This is a genomic window from Streptomyces sp. NPDC037242, assembly GCF_055604165.1.
Map to the genome: position 1 here is coordinate 257,599 of NZ_JBVJUY010000002.1, position 17,420 is coordinate 275,018.

Sequence of the window (17,420 nt, forward strand, 5' to 3'; positions counted from 1 at the left end):
AGCCTAGATGGCCCCCTTGCGGGTCAGGAAGTTGAACGAGAGCCACCCCGGCAGCACCGGCAGCCAGAAGGTCATCGTGCGGAACAGGAGCACCGCCGAGATCGCGATCTCCTTGTCCAGACCCGCCGCGACCAGGCCCAGCGTCAGCGTGGTCTCCACCGCCCCGATGCCGCCCGGCGTCGGCGCGGCCGACCCCAGCGCGTTGCCCGCGAGGAAGACCACCGCGATGCTCGCGTAGCTGATGGCCTGCCCGCCCCCGAAGGCGCGGATCGAGGCGTCGAGGCACATCACGAAGCAGCCGGTCAGCAGCAGCATCCCGCCGATGCCGGTCAGCAGCTTCTGCGGCCGCTGCAGGACGTCCAGCATGCGCGGGACCACCCCCGCGAACAGGGCCCGTACCCGGGTCGCGACGAACTTCCGCAGGAACGGCACCGCCGTCACCACCAGGACCAGCACCGCCACCGTCAGCAGACCGGCGATGACCGTCCGGGACGGGGTCATCTCCGGGGTCTTCTCGGTCCCGGTCAGGTAGCCGAAGGACAGCAACAGCAGGATGTGGCTGGCCAGCCCGAAGAGCTGCGAGGCACCCACGCTCGCCACCGCGAGCCCCGGCCGCACCCCGGACCGCTGGAGGAAGCGGGTGTTCAGCGCGACGCCGCCGACCGCGGCCGGGGCCACCAGCTTCACGAAGGAGCCCGCGACCTGCGCGAGCACCGTCCGCGGGAAGGAGACCCGCTCCGGTACGAAGCCCAGCAGGCTCATCGCGGCGGCGAAGTAGCTGAGCGCCGAGAAGGCGAGCGCCGCCCCGACCCAGCCCCACTGGGCCTCGCCGATGATGGTCCCGAACTTCACGTCGGCCAGCTGCGTGAGCAGGAAGTACGCGGCGAAGGCGCCCGCGATGAAGGACACCAGGGTGCGGGGCCGGATCCGTTCCAGCCGGGCGGGTTCCACCGGGGCCTGCGGGCGGATGAGCAGCACCTGGCGGCGGATCTGGCTGAGGAGGTCCTCCTCCCGCGCCCCTTCCAGGGCGTCGTCCAGCGCCCGCTTCTCGGCCTTGCGCCCGGCCGCGGGGCTGGTCGCGGGGCCGGGCGCGGACGCCCCCGCCTCGCGCGCCGCCTTCTCCGCCCGGGAGGATTCCAGTACGGCTTCCCGCTCGCGGTCCGCCCGCTCCCGCGCGAGCTTGCGCAGGGTCGCCCGGGTGGAGCGGCTCAGGGCGATCGGCTGGAGCATCGGCAGGCAGTCCGCCACCGCGTCGGGACCCAGCACCGCCACCGCCGCGGCCACCGAGCGCTCCGCGCCGACCCGCAGGCCGAGCGTGGTCAGCAACTGCGCGATGTCCATCCGCAGCACCAGGTCGCCGGCCGCGATCTCGCCGCCGCGCAGGTCGGTGAGGATGACTTTGCCGGAACGATCCACCACCAGGGCGTCACCGGTGAGCCTGCGGTGCGCGATCCGCCGCGACTGGAGGGCCCGTACCTGCTCCCAGGCGTTGTGGGCCAGCTCGTCGGTGATCTCCTCGTCGGGCAGCGCGTCCAGGCTCCGCCCGCCCAGGTGCTCGTAGACGAGCATCACGGCGTCCGGACCCAGCTCGGAGGTGGCGATCAGCTTCTGCGCGTTCGCCCCGGCCGCGATGGCCGCGTAGGCCAGGAGGGCCTCCTGCTCCAGGGCCTGGCGCAGCGACTGGATGCTGCGCCGCGTGGTGATCCCGCGCAGGGTCAGCCGGCGCCAGACCCGGTAGAAGAAGCCCTGGGCCTGCTGTTCGCGGTCCACGACGGTGACGTCCAGCGCGGGCCCGTCCTCCAGGGTGACGTGGTAGCGCCGCCCCCGGTCGCCGGTGTCGCCGCCGTCCCCCTCGGAGGCCTCCGCGCGCATCGCGCTGACCGGCTGGAAGCCGACCCGGCGCAGCCCGGCGAGGAGGTTCTGCCCGGTGGGCCGGACGTTCGGCGAGCCGACCGCGTACAGGGTTCCGTACGCGACGCTCCAGCCGATCAGCACCGTCAGGATGATCGAGAAGGGTGTGGTGTAGCCGCTGACCAGCATCGCGAAGGCGTCCAGCAGCAGCACCACCCACAGGGCGACCCGCCAGCGCGGCCGCCGGGTCATCCCGACGGCCGTCATGTACGCGATCACGGGCGCGAGGTAGCCGTGCACCGGATCGGTGAGGGCCCCGCCGAGTCCGGTGGGGCGGGTGAGCGCGTCCTGGATGGTCTCGGGGGCGGCCTGGGAGACCCACAGGTCGGTGGCGAGGGTGACCCCGTGCGCGAGGACGGCGGCGAGGACGCCGTCCGCGATCCGCAGCCCGTCGCGCTTGATCAGCCGCTCGACGGCGAAGGCGACTGGTACGAGGAGCACGGCGATGCTCGACACCAGCCCGGCGACCTTGATCAGCACGTCCGGCGCCTGGCCGGTGCCCTTGCTGATGTCCTGCTCCAGGCCGGCCGTGGTGCCGTGGGCGAAGGCGGAGATGCCGAGCACGATCGCGATGCCGAGGATGCCGGCGAGGAGGCGTACGAGGTCCGAGGGGCGGTGCACGCGGGCGGCGAGCAGCGGTTCGTCCACCGCGACCCGGTCGGCCGCCGTCGGGGTGTGGCCGGGCGGGTCGTCGGGGTGCGTCTCGGCCGCGGCCTCGGCGGCCTCGGTGGCCTTGGCGGCCTTGGCGGAGACGTCCGCCGCCGGGGGCCGCGACGGCGGTCGGGCCTGGGCAGCGTCGGGGTGCGGCTCCGTGCCGGAGTCCCGGACCGCGTCCGGGTACGGCTCGCCGTCGGGCCCCGGGCGCCCGGCGCCGTCGTCCGTCGCCGCGCCGTTCGGAGGGCTCACACCCTGCTCCTTCGCCGTCACATCCGTCTCTTCTTGATCACGTATCACCAGTCACCGCCCGGAAGATGGTGGCACGGACCGGCGGGCGAGCGGGGCATCAGGGTGCGCGCCGGTGCGGAACCAGGGCTTCCGAGAGGTTGTCGTTTGCTTGTCCGGGGAGTTGCGGCACCCTGTGCTGAATGAGCGAGGAACTGCCCCCGTACGCGGAGCGGGTACTGGAGGCCGCCGAGCGGATTCCGCCCGGCCGGGTGATGACCTACGGCGACGTCGCGGAGTGGCTCGGCGAGGGCGGACCCCGCCAGGTCGGCCGCGTCATGGCCCTGTACGGAGGAGCCGTGCCCTGGTGGCGCGTGGTGCGGGCGGACGGCCGGCCCCTGCCCGGCAGCGAGCGGCGCGCGCTGGAGAACTACCGCGCCGAGGCCACCCCGCTGCGGCTCACCGGCGCCGGCGAACCGCGGCTGGACATGCGGCGGGCCCGTTGGGACGGGGCCGTCGGGCAGGACGAAGGTCACACCTGACAGCTTCGGCCATGCGCGGCCCGAACGGGCGGTCGAAGGAGAGTACGAAGGCCCGTACGAGGGACCTGCGGGGCCGGACGGCACTCCTGAGGGAACTGCGCGGGGCGCGGCGGTTGGCGTAGCGTTGCCCCTTCGGCTTCGGCTTCGGCTTCGGCCTCGGCCTTGGCTCGGGCCGTCGAGGCAACGCCAGCCGCACGAGCAACGCCAGCAACGCCAGCAACCGCAGACCCACCAGGACCGGCACCCCACGTGAACACCTCTTCCTCCGACCGCACCGAGCGGCGGCGTACGCGGACCTCTGACGCGTACCGCCTCGTGCGCACCGGGCCGGAACGGGTGGATCCCCCTGTGCTGGACGCAGCGCAGCAGGCCGTGGTTGACCACACCCGCGGACCGCTGCTCGTCCTCGCCGGACCGGGCACCGGAAAGACGACCACGCTGGTCGAGGCGGCCGCGGCCCGCGTGGAGGCCGGGACCGACCCCGCCCGCATCCTGATCCTCACCTTCAGCCGCAAGGCGGCCGTGGAACTGCGCGACCGCGCCGCCCTGCGCCTCGGCGGTGCGCGCGCCCCGCAGGCCACCACCTTCCACTCGTTCTGCTACGGCCTGGTCCGCGCCCACCAGGACACCGACCTGTTCGCCGACCCGCTGCGGCTGCTGTCCGGGCCCGAGCAGGACGTGATGGTCCGCACCCTCCTGGAGGGCCAGCGCCGGCTCCGCTCGATCCGCTGGCCGGACGACCTGCGGGCCGCGCTGACGACCCGCGGCTTCGCGGACGAGGTGCGCGCCGTGCTGGCCCGCGCGCGCGAGCTGGGCCTGGGACCCGCGGCCCTGTCCGACTTCGCACACCAGATCGGCCGCCCGGACTGGAAGGCGGCCGCGGCCTTCCTCTCCGAGTACCTCGACGTCCTGGACCTCCAGGGCACGCTCGACTACGCGGAACTCGTGCACCGCGCCGTGCTGCTGGCGGAGCGCACGCCGGCGCTGTCCTCCTCGTACGACGTGATCTTCGTGGACGAGTTCCAGGACACCGACGCCGCGCAGCTGCGCCTGCTGCGCGCCCTGTCCGGGCCCGGGGGCACGCTGGTCGCCTTCGGCGACCCCGACCAGTCGATCTACGCCTTCCGGGGCGCGGACATCAACAACGTCCTCGACTTCGAGAGCGCGTTCCCGGGCGCCGCCGTGCGCGCGCTGACCGTCTCCCGCCGCCAGTCCGCGGGTCTGCTCGCGGCCACCCGCCTGCTGACGGCCCGGATGCCGGTGCCGCGCCTCCCGGCGGCGGCCGTACGGGCCCACCGCGACCTGCGGCCGACGCGGGACGGGGGCCGGGTCGAGGTCTTCACGTACCCCACGGCCGGCGCCGAACTGGACAACATCGCCGACATCCTGCGCCGGGCCCACCTGGAGGACGGCGTGCCGTGGGGCGAGATGGCCGTCCTGGTCCGCGCCGGCGGCCGCACCCTCCCGGCGATGCGCCGCGCCCTGATCTCGGCGGGAGTCCCGGCCGAGACGGACGGCGCGGACACCCCCCTGCGCCACGAACCCGCCGTCTCCCCCCTCCTGACGGCCCTCCGCATCACGGCCACAGCCGCCGTGTCCCTCCCGGAGGGCACTCCGGCCGAGGCCCCGGCCGCCCCAGGCGCCCCCGCGCCCGCCGCGGGCGAGCCCGCCCCGTCGGACTCCGGCCCGGCCGTGGTACCCGCCGGTGGAGCCGGCGCGGACGGTGCGGAGACCGGTGGTCCGGCGGGCCCCGCCGAGGGCGCGTCCGGCGAAACGGACTCCGGTACCGCCGACGCCGACGAGTTCGGGGTCGGCGGGCCCGGCGCCGCCGGGGGCGAGGGGTGGATCGGGGTCGAGGCCGCGCTGACGCTGCTCGCCTCGCCGCTCGGCGGGATGGACGCCGCCGACCTGCGGCGGCTCGGGCGGGCCCTGCGCGACGAGGAGCGGGCCGCCGGGGTCAAGACGCCCGCGCCCTCCGACGTACTGCTCGCCCGCGCCCTCGCCGAACCCGAGCGGCTCGTCGCGCACGACCCCGCCCACGCCCGCGGAGCGCAACGCCTCGGCCTGCTCCTGCGCAAGGCGCGCGAGCTCCTCCAGGGCGGCGGCACCGCCGAAGAGGCCCTCTGGACCCTCTGGGACGGCACCCCCTGGCCCCAGCGCCTCGAACGCGGCGCCCGCCGCGGCGGCGCCGCCGGCCGCAACGCCGACCGCGACCTCGACGCGGTCTGCGCGCTCTTCGACACCGCCGCCCGCGCGGAGGAACGTACCGGCGGCCGCGGCGCGCTCAACCTCCTCGAACAGCTGGAGGCCGAGGACATCGCCGCCGACACCCTCACCACCCGCGCCACCCGCTCCGACGCCGTACGGCTCATGACCGCCCACCGCTCCAAGGGCCTGGAGTGGTCCCTCGTCGTCGTCGCCGGCGTGCAGGACGGCCTCTGGCCCGACCTGCGCCGCCGGGGCTCCCTCCTCGAAGCCGACCGCATCGGCGGCGACGGCCTCGCCGAGCCCCTCACCCCCGGCGCGCTCCTCGCCGAGGAGCGCCGCCTGTTCTACGTCGCCGCCACCCGCGCCCGCGACCGCCTCGTCGTCACCGCCGTCAAGGCCCCCGCCGAGGACGGCGACCAGCCCTCCCGCTTCCTCTCCGAGCTCGGCGTCACCCCCAAGGACGTCACCGGCCGCCCCCGCCGCCCCCTCGCCGTCCCGGCGCTCGTCGCCGAGCTCCGCGCCACCACCGTCGACCCCGACGCCTCGCCCGCCCTGCGCGAGGCCGCCGCCCGGCGCCTCGCCCGCCTCGCCGTGCTCACCGACGACGAGGACCGCCCGCTGGTGCCCGCCGCCCACCCGCAACGCTGGTGGGGCCTGTACGAGCCCACCCGCAGCAGCGTCCCGCTGCGCGACCGGGAGCGGCCCCTCGCCCTCTCCGGCAGCGCCCTGGACCAGCTCGCCAACACCTGCTCCCTCCAGTGGTTCCTGGGCCGCGAGGTCAAGGCCGACACCCCCTCCACCGCCGCCCAGGGCTTCGGCAACGTCGTCCACGTCCTCGCCGACGAGGTCGCCTCCGGACGCACCCCCGCCGACCTCGCCGTGCTGATGGAGCGCCTCGACTCGGTCTGGGACTCCCTCGCCTTCGACGCGCCCTGGAAGTCCCGCCAGGAGAAGGACAACGCCCGCGCCGCCCTGGAACGGTTCCTGCGCTGGCACACCACCGACCGCGGCGGCCGCGAGGCCGTGGCCACGGAGCACGACTTCGACGTCACGCTCGAAGCGGGCGAGTACGCCGTCCGCATCCGCGGCTCCATGGACCGGGTCGAGGCCGACCCGCAGGGGCGGGCGTACGTCGTCGACTTCAAGACCGGCAAGTCCGCCCCGACGCGCGACGAGGTCGCCCGCCACCCCCAGCTCGCCGTGTACCAGCTCGCCGTCCGCGAGGGTGCCGTCGACGAGGTCTTCGACGGGCTGCGCCCCGAACCGGGCGGAGCCGAACTCGTCCAGCTGCGCCAGGGTGCCGCCCAGCGCGACGGCGGCGACACGGTGCCGAAGATCCAGGCCCAGGAGCCGCTGGCCGGGGAGTGGGTCGGCGACCTCCTCGCCACCGCCGCCGGCCGGGTCCTCGACGAGCGCTTCGAGCCCGCCGCCGGCAAGCACTGCGACCACTGCTCCTTCCGCAGCTCGTGCAGCGCCCGCCCGGAAGGCCGCCAGACGGTCGAGTGAGGGGTCGAGCGAGGGGTCGGCTGAGCGGTCGGGTGAGCAGGGGTGTCGGTGGGGGCGGCTAGCCTCTTTACGTGTCCGCGCGTCCGTCCGTCCTCACCGACCCCGAGCAGCTCAAGGAGCTCCTCGGCATCCCGTTCACGCCCGAACAGATGGCCTGCGTCACCGCCCCGCCCGCCCCACAGGTCATCGTGGCGGGCGCCGGATCCGGCAAGACCACCGTCATGGCCGCCCGAGTGGTCTGGCTGGTCGGCACCGGCGCGGTCGCGCCCGAGCAGGTCCTCGGCCTGACCTTCACCAACAAGGCCGCGGGCGAGCTCGCCGAGCGGGTACGGGTGGCCCTCGCGCGGGCCGGCATCAGCGATCCGGACCCCTCCCCGGCCGAGGCCGACACGGCCGGCGGCGAGCCGCGCATCTCCACGTACCACGCCTTCGCCGGACAGCTCCTGAAGGACCACGGCCTGCGCATCGGTCTGGAGCCCAGCGCCCGGCTGCTCGCCGACGCCACCCGCTTCCAGCTCGCCGCGCGCGTGCTGCGCGAGGCCCCCGGCCCGTACCCGGCCCTGACGAAGTCGATCCCCGACCTGGTCAGCGACCTGCTCGCGCTCGACGGAGAACTGTCCGAGCACCTGGTCGAACCCGCCGAGCTGCGCGCGTACGACACCGGGCTCCTCGCCGGCCTCGCGGACGCCAAGCTCACCAACGACGACCTGCGCAAGGTGCCCGAGGCGGTGCGCGGCCGCCTCGAACTGCTGGAGCTGACCGAGCGCTACCGCGCCGCCAAGCGCTCCCGCGACCTGCTCGACTTCAGCGATCAGATAGCCCTCTCCGCGCAGCTCGCCACCACCCGGCCCGAGGTGGGGGCGCTGCTGCGCGAGGAGTTCCGCGTGGTGCTGCTGGACGAGTACCAGGACACCTCGGTGGCGCAGCGGCTGCTGCTGTCCGGCCTCTTCGGCGGGGGGACCGGCCACCCCGTGACCGCCGTCGGCGACCCCTGCCAGGCGATCTACGGCTGGCGCGGGGCCTCGGTGGCCAACCTCGACGACTTCCCCGAGCACTTCCCGCACGCCGACGGCCGCCCCGCCACCCGCCTCTCGCTGAGCGAGAACCGGCGCAGCGGCGGCCGCCTGCTCGACCTGGCCAACGGCCTCGCCGCGCCGCTGCGCTCGATGCACGAGGGCGTCGAGGCACTGCGGCCCGCGCCCGGCGCCGAGTACGACGGGCAGGTCCGCTGCGCCCTGCTGGAGACCCACGCCGAGGAGCTCGACTGGCTCGGGGACTCCGTCGCGCACCTGGTCCGCACGGGTACGGAGCCGCGCGAGATCGCCGTACTGTGCCGCTCGGCCGGGGACTTCGCGCGGATCCAGGCCGTCCTGGTGGCCCGGGACGTGCCCGTGGAGGTCGTCGGCCTCTCCGGCCTGCTGCACCTCCCGGAGGTCGCGGACCTGGTCGCCGTCTGCGAGGTCCTGCAGGATCCCGGGGCCAATGCCGCCCTCGTACGCCTGCTCATCGGCCCGCGCTGGCGGATCGGCGCCCGGGACCTGGCGCTGCTGGGCCGCCGCGCCCGGCTGCTGGTCGGCCGCGCGCCCGCCTCGGGGGACGACCCGGACGGGCGCCTCGCGGCGGCGGTGGAGGGCGTGGACCCCGCGGAGATCGTGTCGCTGGCCGACGCGCTGGAGACGTTCCTGGACGGCGGCTCCGCCCCGGACGACCACCTGCCCTTCTCGGCCGACGCGCGGGTCCGCTTCGCGCACCTGGCGCAGGAGCTGCGCGACCTGCGGCGCTCGCTCGCCGACCCGCTGATGGACGTCCTGCACCGGGTCCTTTCGGCGACCGGGCTCGATGTCGAACTGTCCGCGTCCCCGCACGCGCTGGCGGCCCGCCGCCGGGAGACGCTCTCCGGCTTCCTGGACGTGGCGGCCGGCTTCGCCGCGCTGGACGGCGAGGCGTCCCTGCTCGCCTTCCTGGCCTTCCTGCGCACGGCCGCCCAGTACGAGAAGGGCCTGGACCACGCGCTGCCGGGCGGCGAGAACACGGTCAAGGTGCTCACCGCCCACAAGTCCAAGGGGCTGGAGTGGGACGTGGTCGTGGTCCCGGACCTGTGCGCGGGCGCGTTCCCGAAGGAGAAGGCGCCGGAGGCCTGGACCTCGTACGCGAAGGTCCTCCCGTACGCGCTGCGCGGCGACTCCGAGACCCTGCCGGGGGATCCCGCGTGGACCTCGGCCGGCCTGAAGTCCTTCAAGACGGCCCTGAAGGACCACAAGTCGACGGAGGAGCTCCGCCTCGGGTACGTGACCTTCACCCGGCCCCGCTCCCTCCTGCTGGCGTCGGGCCACTGGTGGGGCCCGACCCAGAAGAAGCGCCGCGGGCCCTCCGCGTTCCTCGACGCGCTGTACGCCCACTGCGCCGCTGGCCACGGCGAGATCGAGGTCTGGGCGGAGGCCCCGGCCCCGGACGCGGAGAACCCGGCCCTGGCCGCCGAGTCCACCGCGGACCACTCCTGGCCGCTCCCCCTGGACCCGGACTCCCTGACCCTCCGCCGAGCCGCGGCCGCCCTGGTCGAGTCCCACCTCGCCACCCCACCCCCGCAAGCCCCCTACCTCTGGCCCCCCCACTGCGAGGACCCCTGGCCCGACCCCGCGGACGCCCCCTGGCCGGACCCGGCCGACGGCTGGGCCCCCGCCGCCGCGGGGTCCGGCGCCCCGGGCGGCGACGACCCCTGGCCGGAGCCCGAGGCCGGCGCGCCCGGCGCCGAAGACCTGTGGCCGGAGGCCGACGGCTGGGCCCCCGCCGGGCCGCGCCCCGGCGTACCCGCACGCTCGCCGGCTAACGGCAGGGCCCCCGCCGCCGCGGGATCCGCCGCCCCGGGCGCCGAAGACCTGTGGCCGGAGGCCGACGGCTGGGCCCCCGCCGGGCCGCGCCCCGGCGGACCCGCACGCCCGCCGGCCAACGGCCCCGCCCAGAGGGACGGCCTCACCCCCGAAGAGGCCCGGGCCATCGCGTCCTGGGACCGGGACCTCGACGCCCTGGAGGGCGAGCTCCGCCGCGCCCGGCAGGCCGTACGGGACGTCGAGCTCCCCGCTGCCCTCTCCGCCAGCCAACTGCTCCGGCTCGCCGCCGACGAGCAGGGCTTCGTACGCGACCTCGCCCGCCCCATGCCCAAACCCCCGCAACCCGCGGCGCGCCAGGGCACGCGCTTCCACGCCTGGGTCGAGTCCCGCTTCGACGAGCTCCCGCTGCCCCTCCTCGACGTCCTCGACCCCGCCACCGAACTCCCCGGCTCCGACCAGGAGGTCGCCGACGAGGCCGACCTCGACGCCCTCAAGGCGGCCTTCGAGCGCAGCCCGTACGCCGACCGGCCCCCGCACCGCATGGAGGCCCCGGTCCAGCTGACCCTGGCCGGCCGCGTGATCCGCGGCCGGATCGATGCCGTGTACAAGCACACCGACGAGTCCGGTGACTCGTACGAGATCGTCGACTGGAAGACCGGCCGCACCACCGAGGCCGACCCCCTCCAGCTCGCCGTATACCGCCTGGCCTGGGCGGAAGCCACCGGCACGCCCCTCGACCGGGTCACCGCCGCCTTCCTCCACGTCCGCAGCGGCCGCGTCATCCGCCCCCGCAACCTCCCCGGCCGGGCCCGCCTTGAGCGGATCCTCCAAGTAGAACCGGACACGGAAAGTGACCCAGATACGGACGGCTAGGCTCGTGTGCATGAGCGACTCCCCGGCGGACAGCGTGGTCCGCACGTACATCGACACCCACCGCGCCGCGTTCCTGGAGGACCTCGCCGACTGGCTGCGCATCCCGTCCGTCTCGGCCCAGCCCGAGCACGCTGACGACGTACGCCGCAGCGCCGACTGGCTCGCCGCGAAGTTCAAGGAGACCGGTTTCCCGGTGGCCGAGGTCTGGGAGACCGCCGGCGCCCCCGCCGTGTTCGCGCACTGGCCGAGCGAGGACCCGGCCGCTCCCACCGTCCTCGTGTACGGGCACCACGACGTGCAGCCCGCCGCGCTCGCCGACGGCTGGCACACCGACCCGTTCGAGCCGGTCGTCAAGGACGGCCGGATGTACGCGCGCGGCGCCGCCGACGACAAGGGCCAGGTGTTCTTCCACACCCTGGGCCTGCGGGCGCACCTGGCGGCCACCGGCGCAGCCGCCCCCGCCGTGAACCTCAAGCTCCTCGTCGAGGGCGAGGAGGAGTCCGGATCCCCCCACTTCCGGGCCCTCGTCGAGGAGCGCGCGGACGAGCTCGCCGCCGACATCGTGATCGTCTCCGACACCGGCATGTGGTCCGAGACCACCCCTACCGTCTGCACCGGCATGCGCGGCGTGGCCGACTGCGAGATCGACCTGTACGGCCCCGACCAGGACATCCACTCGGGCGCCTTCGGCGGCGCCGTGCCCAACCCGGCCACCGCCGCCGCCCGCCTCGTGGCGGCCCTGCACGATGCCGACGAGCGGGTCACGATCCCGGGCTTCTACGACAACATCGCCGAGCTCACGGACGAGGAGCGGGCGCTCATCGCCGAGCTGCCGTTCGACGAGTCCGAGTGGCTCCGCACGGCCAAGTCGCACGCGGCGGCCGGCGAGGCGGGCTACTCCACCCTGGAGCGCGTCTGGGCCCGCCCGACCGCCGAGGTCAACGGCATCGGCGGCGGCTACCAGGGCCCCGGCGGCAAGACCATCGTGCCCGCCTCCGCCCACCTGAAGCTCTCGTTCCGCCTGGTGTCCGGGCAGGACCCGTACGAGGTCGAGGCCGCCGTCAGGGACTGGGTCGCCGCACGGATCCCGGCCGGGATCCGGCACGCCGTCACCTTCGGCGCCCCGACCCGCCCGTGCCTGACGCCGCTGGACCACCCGGCGCTGCAGTCCGTCGTACGGGCCATGGGGCGCGCCTTCGGCGAGAAGGTCCGCTTCACCCGCGAGGGCGGATCGGGACCGGCCGCGGACCTCCAGGACGTGCTGGAGGCGCCGGTCCTGTTCCTCGGCATCTCCGTGCCCTCGGACGGCTGGCACTCGCCGAACGAGAAGGTCGAGCTCGACCTGCTGCTCAAGGGCGTCGAGACCACCGCCTACCTCTGGGGCGACCTGGCCGCCCACTGGGCACCCGCCTGAGCACACACCCGCCTGACGCACACCCGCCTGACGCACACACCCGCCTTGCCGAGCCTGCCTGTCCCACCCACCGGGGGAGTTGGAAAGTAACGTGAGCACCCATACCGAGCGTCCGATCTCGCTTGCCGCGCCCAGCGGACTCGACCGCGCCGCGCACCACCGCCTCGACGAGGCGTGGCTCGCCGCGGCCTGGAGCCACCCGACGACCCGTGTGTTCGTCGTCTCCGGCGGCCAGGTCCTGATCGACGACACCCCCGACGGGGGCACCGGCATCGTGATGACCCCGGCATTCGAGGCGCCCGTCACCGAGACGCACCGCTACTTCCTGGGTACGGACGAGGACGGCGTACGGTACTTCGCGCTGCAGAAGGACTCGCTGCCGGGGCGCATGGACCAGTCGGCCCGCCCGGCCGGCCTGCGCGAGGCCGGCCTGCTGCTGTCCCCGCGCGACGCCGGGCTGATGGTGCACGCGGTCGCGCTGGAGAACTGGCAGCGCATGCACCGCTTCTGCTCCCGCTGCGGCGAGCGCACCGTGGTCGCGGCCGCCGGGCACATCCGGCGCTGCCCGGGCTGCGGCGCCGAGCACTACCCGCGCACCGACCCGGCGGTGATCATGCTGGTCACCGACGAGCACGACCGGGCGCTGCTGGGCCGCCAGGTGCACTGGCCGGAGGGGCGCTTCTCGACCCTCGCGGGCTTCGTGGAGCCGGGCGAGTCGATCGAGCAGTCCGTGGTCCGCGAGGTGTGGGAGGAGGCGGGCGTCAGGGTCGGCGAGGTCGAGTACGTCGCCAGCCAGCCCTGGCCGTTCCCGTACAGCCTGATGCTGGGCTTCACCGCCCGGGCCCTCACCTCGGAGATCACGGTCGACGGCGAGGAGATCGAGGAGGCCCGCTGGTTCTCCCGCGAGGACCTGCGCGCGGCGATCGAGGCCGGTGAGGTCCACCCGCCGGCGGGCGGCATCTCCATCGCGGCCCGGCTGGTCGAGCTCTGGTACGGCGAGCCGCTGCCGCGTCCGAAGTCGGCGTAATACTCGTCACACTCACCGACGGCAGAAGGCCCCCGCCGAGGCGGGGGCCTTTCTGGTGCTCGGCTCCGGTGCCGCGCCGGCGCGGCCGGGGCCGGGCTCAGACGGCGAGGGCCTGCTTGACCTGGGCCAGGCTCGGGTTCGTCATCACGGACTCGCTGCCGGCGGCGGACTTCACGAGCACGGTGGGAACCGTCTGGTTGCCGCCGTTCGCCTTCTCCACGAACGCCGCGGACTCCGGGTCGAGCTCGATGTTGATCTCGTTGTACGCGATGCCTTCCCGGTCCAGCTGGGTCTTCAGCCGGCGGCAGTAGCCGCACCAGGTCGTGCTGTACATCGTGACGGTGCCCGTGTCCTGCATGCTGCGCTCTCCTTCGTGGGGCCTCGGTGGTCCGAGTACTCGAACGTACGGGACCGCGCCGCCATTCCCGGCCCCCGGTCCCTCGTACCCCGTCCGTCGTACAAGTACGACGGATACCGGCTGCCTGTGGACGACTTTCCCGCCCGGCCCACGAGACCTGGCAGCATGGCGGGGTGACAGCAGCAACGCACTCCCCATCCTTCTCGGCAGGCGCCGACTCGGCCGACGCGGTGCTCCTGGGCCTGGACCCGGAGCAGCGCGAGGTCGCGACGACCCTGCGCGGGCCGGTGTGCGTGCTCGCCGGCGCCGGTACGGGCAAGACCCGGGCGATCACCCACCGCATCGCCTACGGCGTCCGCTCCGGCCAGCTGATGCCCGCCAGCGTGCTGGCGGTCACCTTCACCAACCGCGCCGCGGGCGAGATGCGCGGACGCCTGCGCGCCCTGGGCGCGGGCGGGGTCCAGGCCCGTACCTTCCACTCGGCCGCCCTGCGCCAGCTCCAGTACTTCTGGCCCAAGGCGGTCGGCGGTGAGGTGCCCCGGCTGCTGGAGCGCAAGATCCAGTTCGTGGCCGAGGCGGGCGCGCGCTGCCGCGTCCGGCTCGACCGCAATGAGCTGCGCGATGTCACCGGTGAGATCGAGTGGGCGAAGGTCACCCAGACCGTGCCCGCCGACTACCCGGCGGCCGCCCGCAAGGCGGGCCGCGAGGCCCCCCGGGACATGGCCGAGATCGCCCAGATCTACGGGACGTACGAACAGCTCAAGCGCGACCGCGGCATGATCGACTTCGAGGACGTGCTGCTGCTCACCGTCGGCATCCTCCAGGACCGGCACGACATCGCCGAGCAGATCCGCGCCCAGTACCAGCACTTCGTGGTCGATGAGTACCAGGACGTCAGCCCGCTCCAGCAGCGGCTGCTGGACCTGTGGCTCGGCGAGCGCGACAGCCTGTGCGTCGTCGGGGACGCGAGCCAGACGATCTACTCCTTCACCGGCGCCACCCCCGACCACCTGCTGAACTTCCGCAACCGCTACCCGCAGGCCACCCTGGTCAAGCTGGTCCGCGACTACCGCTCCACCCCCCAGGTGGTCCACCTCGCCAACGGCCTCCTCGCCCAGGCCAAGGGCCGCGCCGCCGAGCACCGCCTGGAGCTGGTCTCCCAGCGCGAGACCGGCCCCGACCCGGTCTATGCCGAGTACCCCGACGAGCCCGCCGAGGCCGAGGGCGTCGCGCGCCGGATCCGGGACCTGATCGCGGCCGGCGTCCCGGCGGGCGAGATCGCGGTGCTCTACCGCATCAACGCCCAGTCCGAGGTCTATGAGCAGGCCCTCGCCGACGCCGGGGTCCCGTACCAGCTGCGCGGCGCCGAGCGCTTCTTCGAGCGGGGCGAGGTGCAGAAGGCGATCCTCGCCCTGCGCGGAGCCGCCCGCTCCGGCGGGAACGACCCCCTGCTCGACGACGTCGTGGAGCTGGGCGCCCAGGTCCGGGCCGTGCTCAGCTCCACCGGCTGGACCAGCGAGCCGCCCGCCGGCTCCGGCGCCGTCCGCGACCAGTGGGAATCCGTGGCCGCGCTGGTGCGCCTCGCGGAGGACTTCGCCAGGGCCCGGCCCGGGGCCACCCTCGCGGACCTCACCATCGAGCTGGAGGAGCGCAAGGCCGCCCAGCACGCACCGACCGTCCAGGGCGTCACCCTCGCCTCGCTGCACGCCGCGAAGGGCCTGGAGTGGGACTCCGTGTTCCTCGTGGGCCTCACCGACGGCATGATGCCGATCACCTACGCCAAGACCGACGAGCAGATCGAGGAGGAGCGCCGGCTGCTGTATGTCGGCGTCACCCGGGCGCGGCTGCACCTGACGCTCTCCTGGGCCCTCTCGCGCGCCCCGGGCGGCCGGGCCTCCCGACGCCCCAGCCGCTTCCTGAACGGCCTGCGGCCGGGCTCTGCGGCCCCGGGCAGCAGACCGGGCGGCCCGGCCGAGGGCGGGGCGCGCAAGCGCGGCCGCCGCGGCCCGGTGCTGTGCCGCGTCTGCGGGAAGACCCTGACCGAGGCCGGCGAGCTCAAGCTGATGCGCTGCGAGGACTGCCCGTCCGACATGGACGAGGGGCTCTACGAGCGGCTGCGGGAGTGGCGCGCGGTCCAGGCGAAGCAGCAGGGGCTGCCCGGGTACTGCGTCTTCACCGACAAGACCCTGATGGCCATCGCGGAGGCCGCGCCCACCGAGGCGGGCGAGCTCTCGATGATCTCCGGAGTGGGTGGACGCAAGCTTGAGCGGTACGGAGCCGACGTCCTGGCCATCTGTGCAGGTGAGGACCCTGGGGCCGAGGATTCTGACGACGCGTAGAAACTCGTCGGAAAAATAGTTTGCACATGCCCAGCGAAGACCCATAGGTTCTTAGCAACGGAAACGGTGGCTTCTCCGAAGCCCTGGATCCGTGCTGTACTTATCCGAATACGCATGGGACAGGCCTCCGGGCCGAGTCCCCGAGACGCCGAGAGGAGGCGAGACCAGTGACCAGCTTCATGACCTTCACCAAAATGACCGATCGCTCGGTCGACGCTTCCTGCACGCTCGGCTCCTCCGCGCTCCTTCCGCTCCTGGGTACCGGTCTGTCCGCGATTTGCGCAGACGGTCCTGCCCTGACGGCCGCGCCCGCCGCGCTGCTCGTCAGTGAGCGCAATGAGCGACCGACCCAGGCACCGGTGGCAGTACTGGCAGCAGAAGCGAAGACGCACGGCGTCTATGGCTTCGCCGCCGCAGCCGGTGCCGGATCCCAGACGAAGAAGACGAAGAAGCAGCAGCACCACCTGATGTGGGCCTTCCGCGGGCTCGAACCCTGGAGTGATCCAGCCTGATCCGACGATCAGGCCGGCGCCTTCAGGGCCGCGGAACCCCACCCGGGATCCGCGGCCCTTCTGTTTGTCCCCGAACGGGGATGACGGAGCGAAGGGGCCTCGGGACTGGCAGAACAGGAACCAGCCGAACCCGGCCAACCGGCCGGTACGACCAGTCGAACAAGACGAGGAAGAAACCACCGTGCAACTCGAAGCGCACGCCCCGTCCGTAACTCAGACCCGAACGATCACCCCGCCCCCCGCTCCGGAGGACTCCACCTTGACCCCGCTCACCGCGCTGACCGCGCTCGACGACGCCATCGAGAACCTCGGCGTCCCCGTCGCCTGCCGTACCTACGACCCGGAGGTCTTCTTCGCGGAGTCCCCGGCGGACGTCGAGTACGCCAAGTCCCTCTGCGGCACCTGCCCGCTGGTCGAGGCCTGCCTCGCCGGTGCGCTGGAGCGCCGTGAGCCCTGGGGTGTCTGGGGTGGCGAGCTCTTCGTCCAGGGTGTCGTCGTAGCCCGCAAGCGGCCCCGTGGCCGTCCGCGCAAGAACCCGGTTGCAGCGGCATGACCGCCAACGGAACCATCGACCGCCCCCTGACGCGCGACCCCCTGAAGCAGGCCCTCATGTCCCCCCACGCAACCACGAGCGAGCAGCCGCACGGCTCCGCCACCGCAGACTTCATCACCGCAGGCGCGATCACCTCGCGTCAGAACAGGACCCGCGAAATGCAACTCATCCCAGAAGCCATGGCTCGTGCCCATATGGACGACCGCATGCGTGAGGTGGACGCCGAGCGTCACGCCCTGCGCCTGGTCGCCGCCCGGCGCATGCAGCGTCGAGCCGAGCGCGTCTCCATGCGCGCCCGGCGCGCCCTGGCCATGGCCGTCATGCACTAAGAGCTGAAGAAGGCTCAGCAACCACCCCGGGGGGGGGGGGGGGGGGGGGGGAGGGAGGGGGGGGGGGGGAGGGGGGGGGGGGGGGGAGAGGAGGAGGGGGGGGGGGGGGGGGGGGGGTATCGTGAAGTAGGGCGATAC

Annotated in this window: 11 protein-coding genes; 9 read left to right on the forward strand and 2 right to left on the reverse strand. The window is 74.1% G+C overall.

Annotated elements, in window-relative coordinates:
* Positions 1 to 3: 3 nt before the first annotated feature.
* Positions 4 to 2,817, reverse strand: coding sequence for a lysylphosphatidylglycerol synthase domain-containing protein (locus ACZ7GJ_RS04030; protein WP_470749168.1), 2,814 nt, complete (start codon positions 2,815 to 2,817; stop codon positions 4 to 6).
* Positions 2,818 to 2,996: 179 nt separating this feature from the next.
* Here ACZ7GJ_RS04030 and ACZ7GJ_RS04035 point away from each other — a divergent pair, with 179 nt between their 5' ends.
* The 5 genes from ACZ7GJ_RS04035 to nudC all read left to right on the forward strand — a co-directional run bounded on the left by ACZ7GJ_RS04035 (position 2,997) and on the right by nudC (position 13,191).
* Positions 2,997 to 3,335 carry an MGMT family protein gene (locus ACZ7GJ_RS04035; protein WP_470749170.1) on the forward strand — a complete coding sequence of 113 codons (339 nt, stop codon included), beginning with the start codon at positions 2,997 to 2,999 and terminating at the stop codon, positions 3,333 to 3,335.
* Between the two features lie 249 nt (positions 3,336 to 3,584).
* Positions 3,585 to 7,049: an ATP-dependent helicase gene (locus tag ACZ7GJ_RS04040; RefSeq protein ID WP_470749172.1), complete on the forward strand. Its 3,465-nt coding sequence runs from the start codon at positions 3,585 to 3,587 to the stop codon at positions 7,047 to 7,049.
* Between the two features lie 71 nt (positions 7,050 to 7,120).
* The gene (locus ACZ7GJ_RS04045; protein WP_470749174.1) at positions 7,121 to 10,750 is read left to right on the forward strand and encodes an ATP-dependent DNA helicase; all 3,630 of its coding nucleotides are present in this window, start codon (positions 7,121 to 7,123) and stop codon (positions 10,748 to 10,750) included.
* Between the two features lie 10 nt (positions 10,751 to 10,760).
* Positions 10,761 to 12,164, forward strand: coding sequence for a dipeptidase (locus ACZ7GJ_RS04050; protein WP_470749176.1), 1,404 nt, complete (start codon positions 10,761 to 10,763; stop codon positions 12,162 to 12,164).
* Between the two features lie 79 nt (positions 12,165 to 12,243).
* Entirely contained in the window at positions 12,244 to 13,191 is a 948-nt protein-coding gene (nudC, locus tag ACZ7GJ_RS04055; RefSeq protein WP_470749178.1) for an NAD(+) diphosphatase, read from the forward strand.
* 97 nt (positions 13,192 to 13,288) lie between these two features.
* On the opposite strand, the gene ACZ7GJ_RS04060 is transcribed toward nudC, so the two are convergent.
* Positions 13,289 to 13,549: a mycoredoxin gene (locus tag ACZ7GJ_RS04060; RefSeq protein ID WP_030011087.1), complete on the reverse strand. Its 261-nt coding sequence runs from the start codon at positions 13,547 to 13,549 to the stop codon at positions 13,289 to 13,291.
* 173 nt (positions 13,550 to 13,722) lie between these two features.
* Here ACZ7GJ_RS04060 and ACZ7GJ_RS04065 point away from each other — a divergent pair, with 173 nt between their 5' ends.
* The 4 genes from ACZ7GJ_RS04065 to ACZ7GJ_RS04080 all read left to right on the forward strand — a co-directional run bounded on the left by ACZ7GJ_RS04065 (position 13,723) and on the right by ACZ7GJ_RS04080 (position 17,282).
* Positions 13,723 to 15,888 carry an ATP-dependent DNA helicase UvrD2 gene (locus tag ACZ7GJ_RS04065; RefSeq protein ID WP_470749180.1) on the forward strand — a complete coding sequence of 722 codons (2,166 nt, stop codon included), beginning with the start codon at positions 13,723 to 13,725 and terminating at the stop codon, positions 15,886 to 15,888.
* A 167-nt stretch (positions 15,889 to 16,055) separates the two neighbouring features.
* The gene (locus tag ACZ7GJ_RS04070) at positions 16,056 to 16,400 is read left to right on the forward strand and encodes a hypothetical protein (RefSeq protein WP_470749182.1); all 345 of its coding nucleotides are present in this window, start codon (positions 16,056 to 16,058) and stop codon (positions 16,398 to 16,400) included.
* Between the two features lie 181 nt (positions 16,401 to 16,581).
* Positions 16,582 to 16,953 (forward strand): WhiB family transcriptional regulator, encoded by a 372-nt coding sequence (locus ACZ7GJ_RS04075; RefSeq protein ID WP_470749184.1) that lies wholly within the window; start codon positions 16,582 to 16,584, stop codon positions 16,951 to 16,953.
* Positions 16,950 to 17,282, forward strand: a complete 333-nt coding sequence (locus ACZ7GJ_RS04080; protein ID WP_365918640.1) for a hypothetical protein — start codon at positions 16,950 to 16,952, stop codon at positions 17,280 to 17,282. The genes ACZ7GJ_RS04075 and ACZ7GJ_RS04080 overlap by 4 nt, the downstream gene beginning before the upstream one ends.
* Positions 17,283 to 17,420 lie beyond the last annotated feature (138 nt).

What these genes read in the sequence shown, in the direction of transcription:
- ACZ7GJ_RS04050 (WP_470749176.1), top strand. Translation starts at nt 10,761, where the DNA reads ATGAGCGACTCCCCGGCGGACAGCGTGGTCCGCACGTACATCGACACC.
- ACZ7GJ_RS04035 (WP_470749170.1), top strand. Translation starts at nt 2,997, where the DNA reads ATGAGCGAGGAACTGCCCCCGTACGCGGAGCGGGTACTGGAGGCCGCC.
- ACZ7GJ_RS04060 (WP_030011087.1), bottom strand. Translation starts at nt 13,549, where the DNA reads ATGCAGGACACGGGCACCGTCACGATGTACAGCACGACCTGGTGCGGC.
- ACZ7GJ_RS04080 (WP_365918640.1), top strand. Translation starts at nt 16,950, where the DNA reads ATGACCGCCAACGGAACCATCGACCGCCCCCTGACGCGCGACCCCCTG.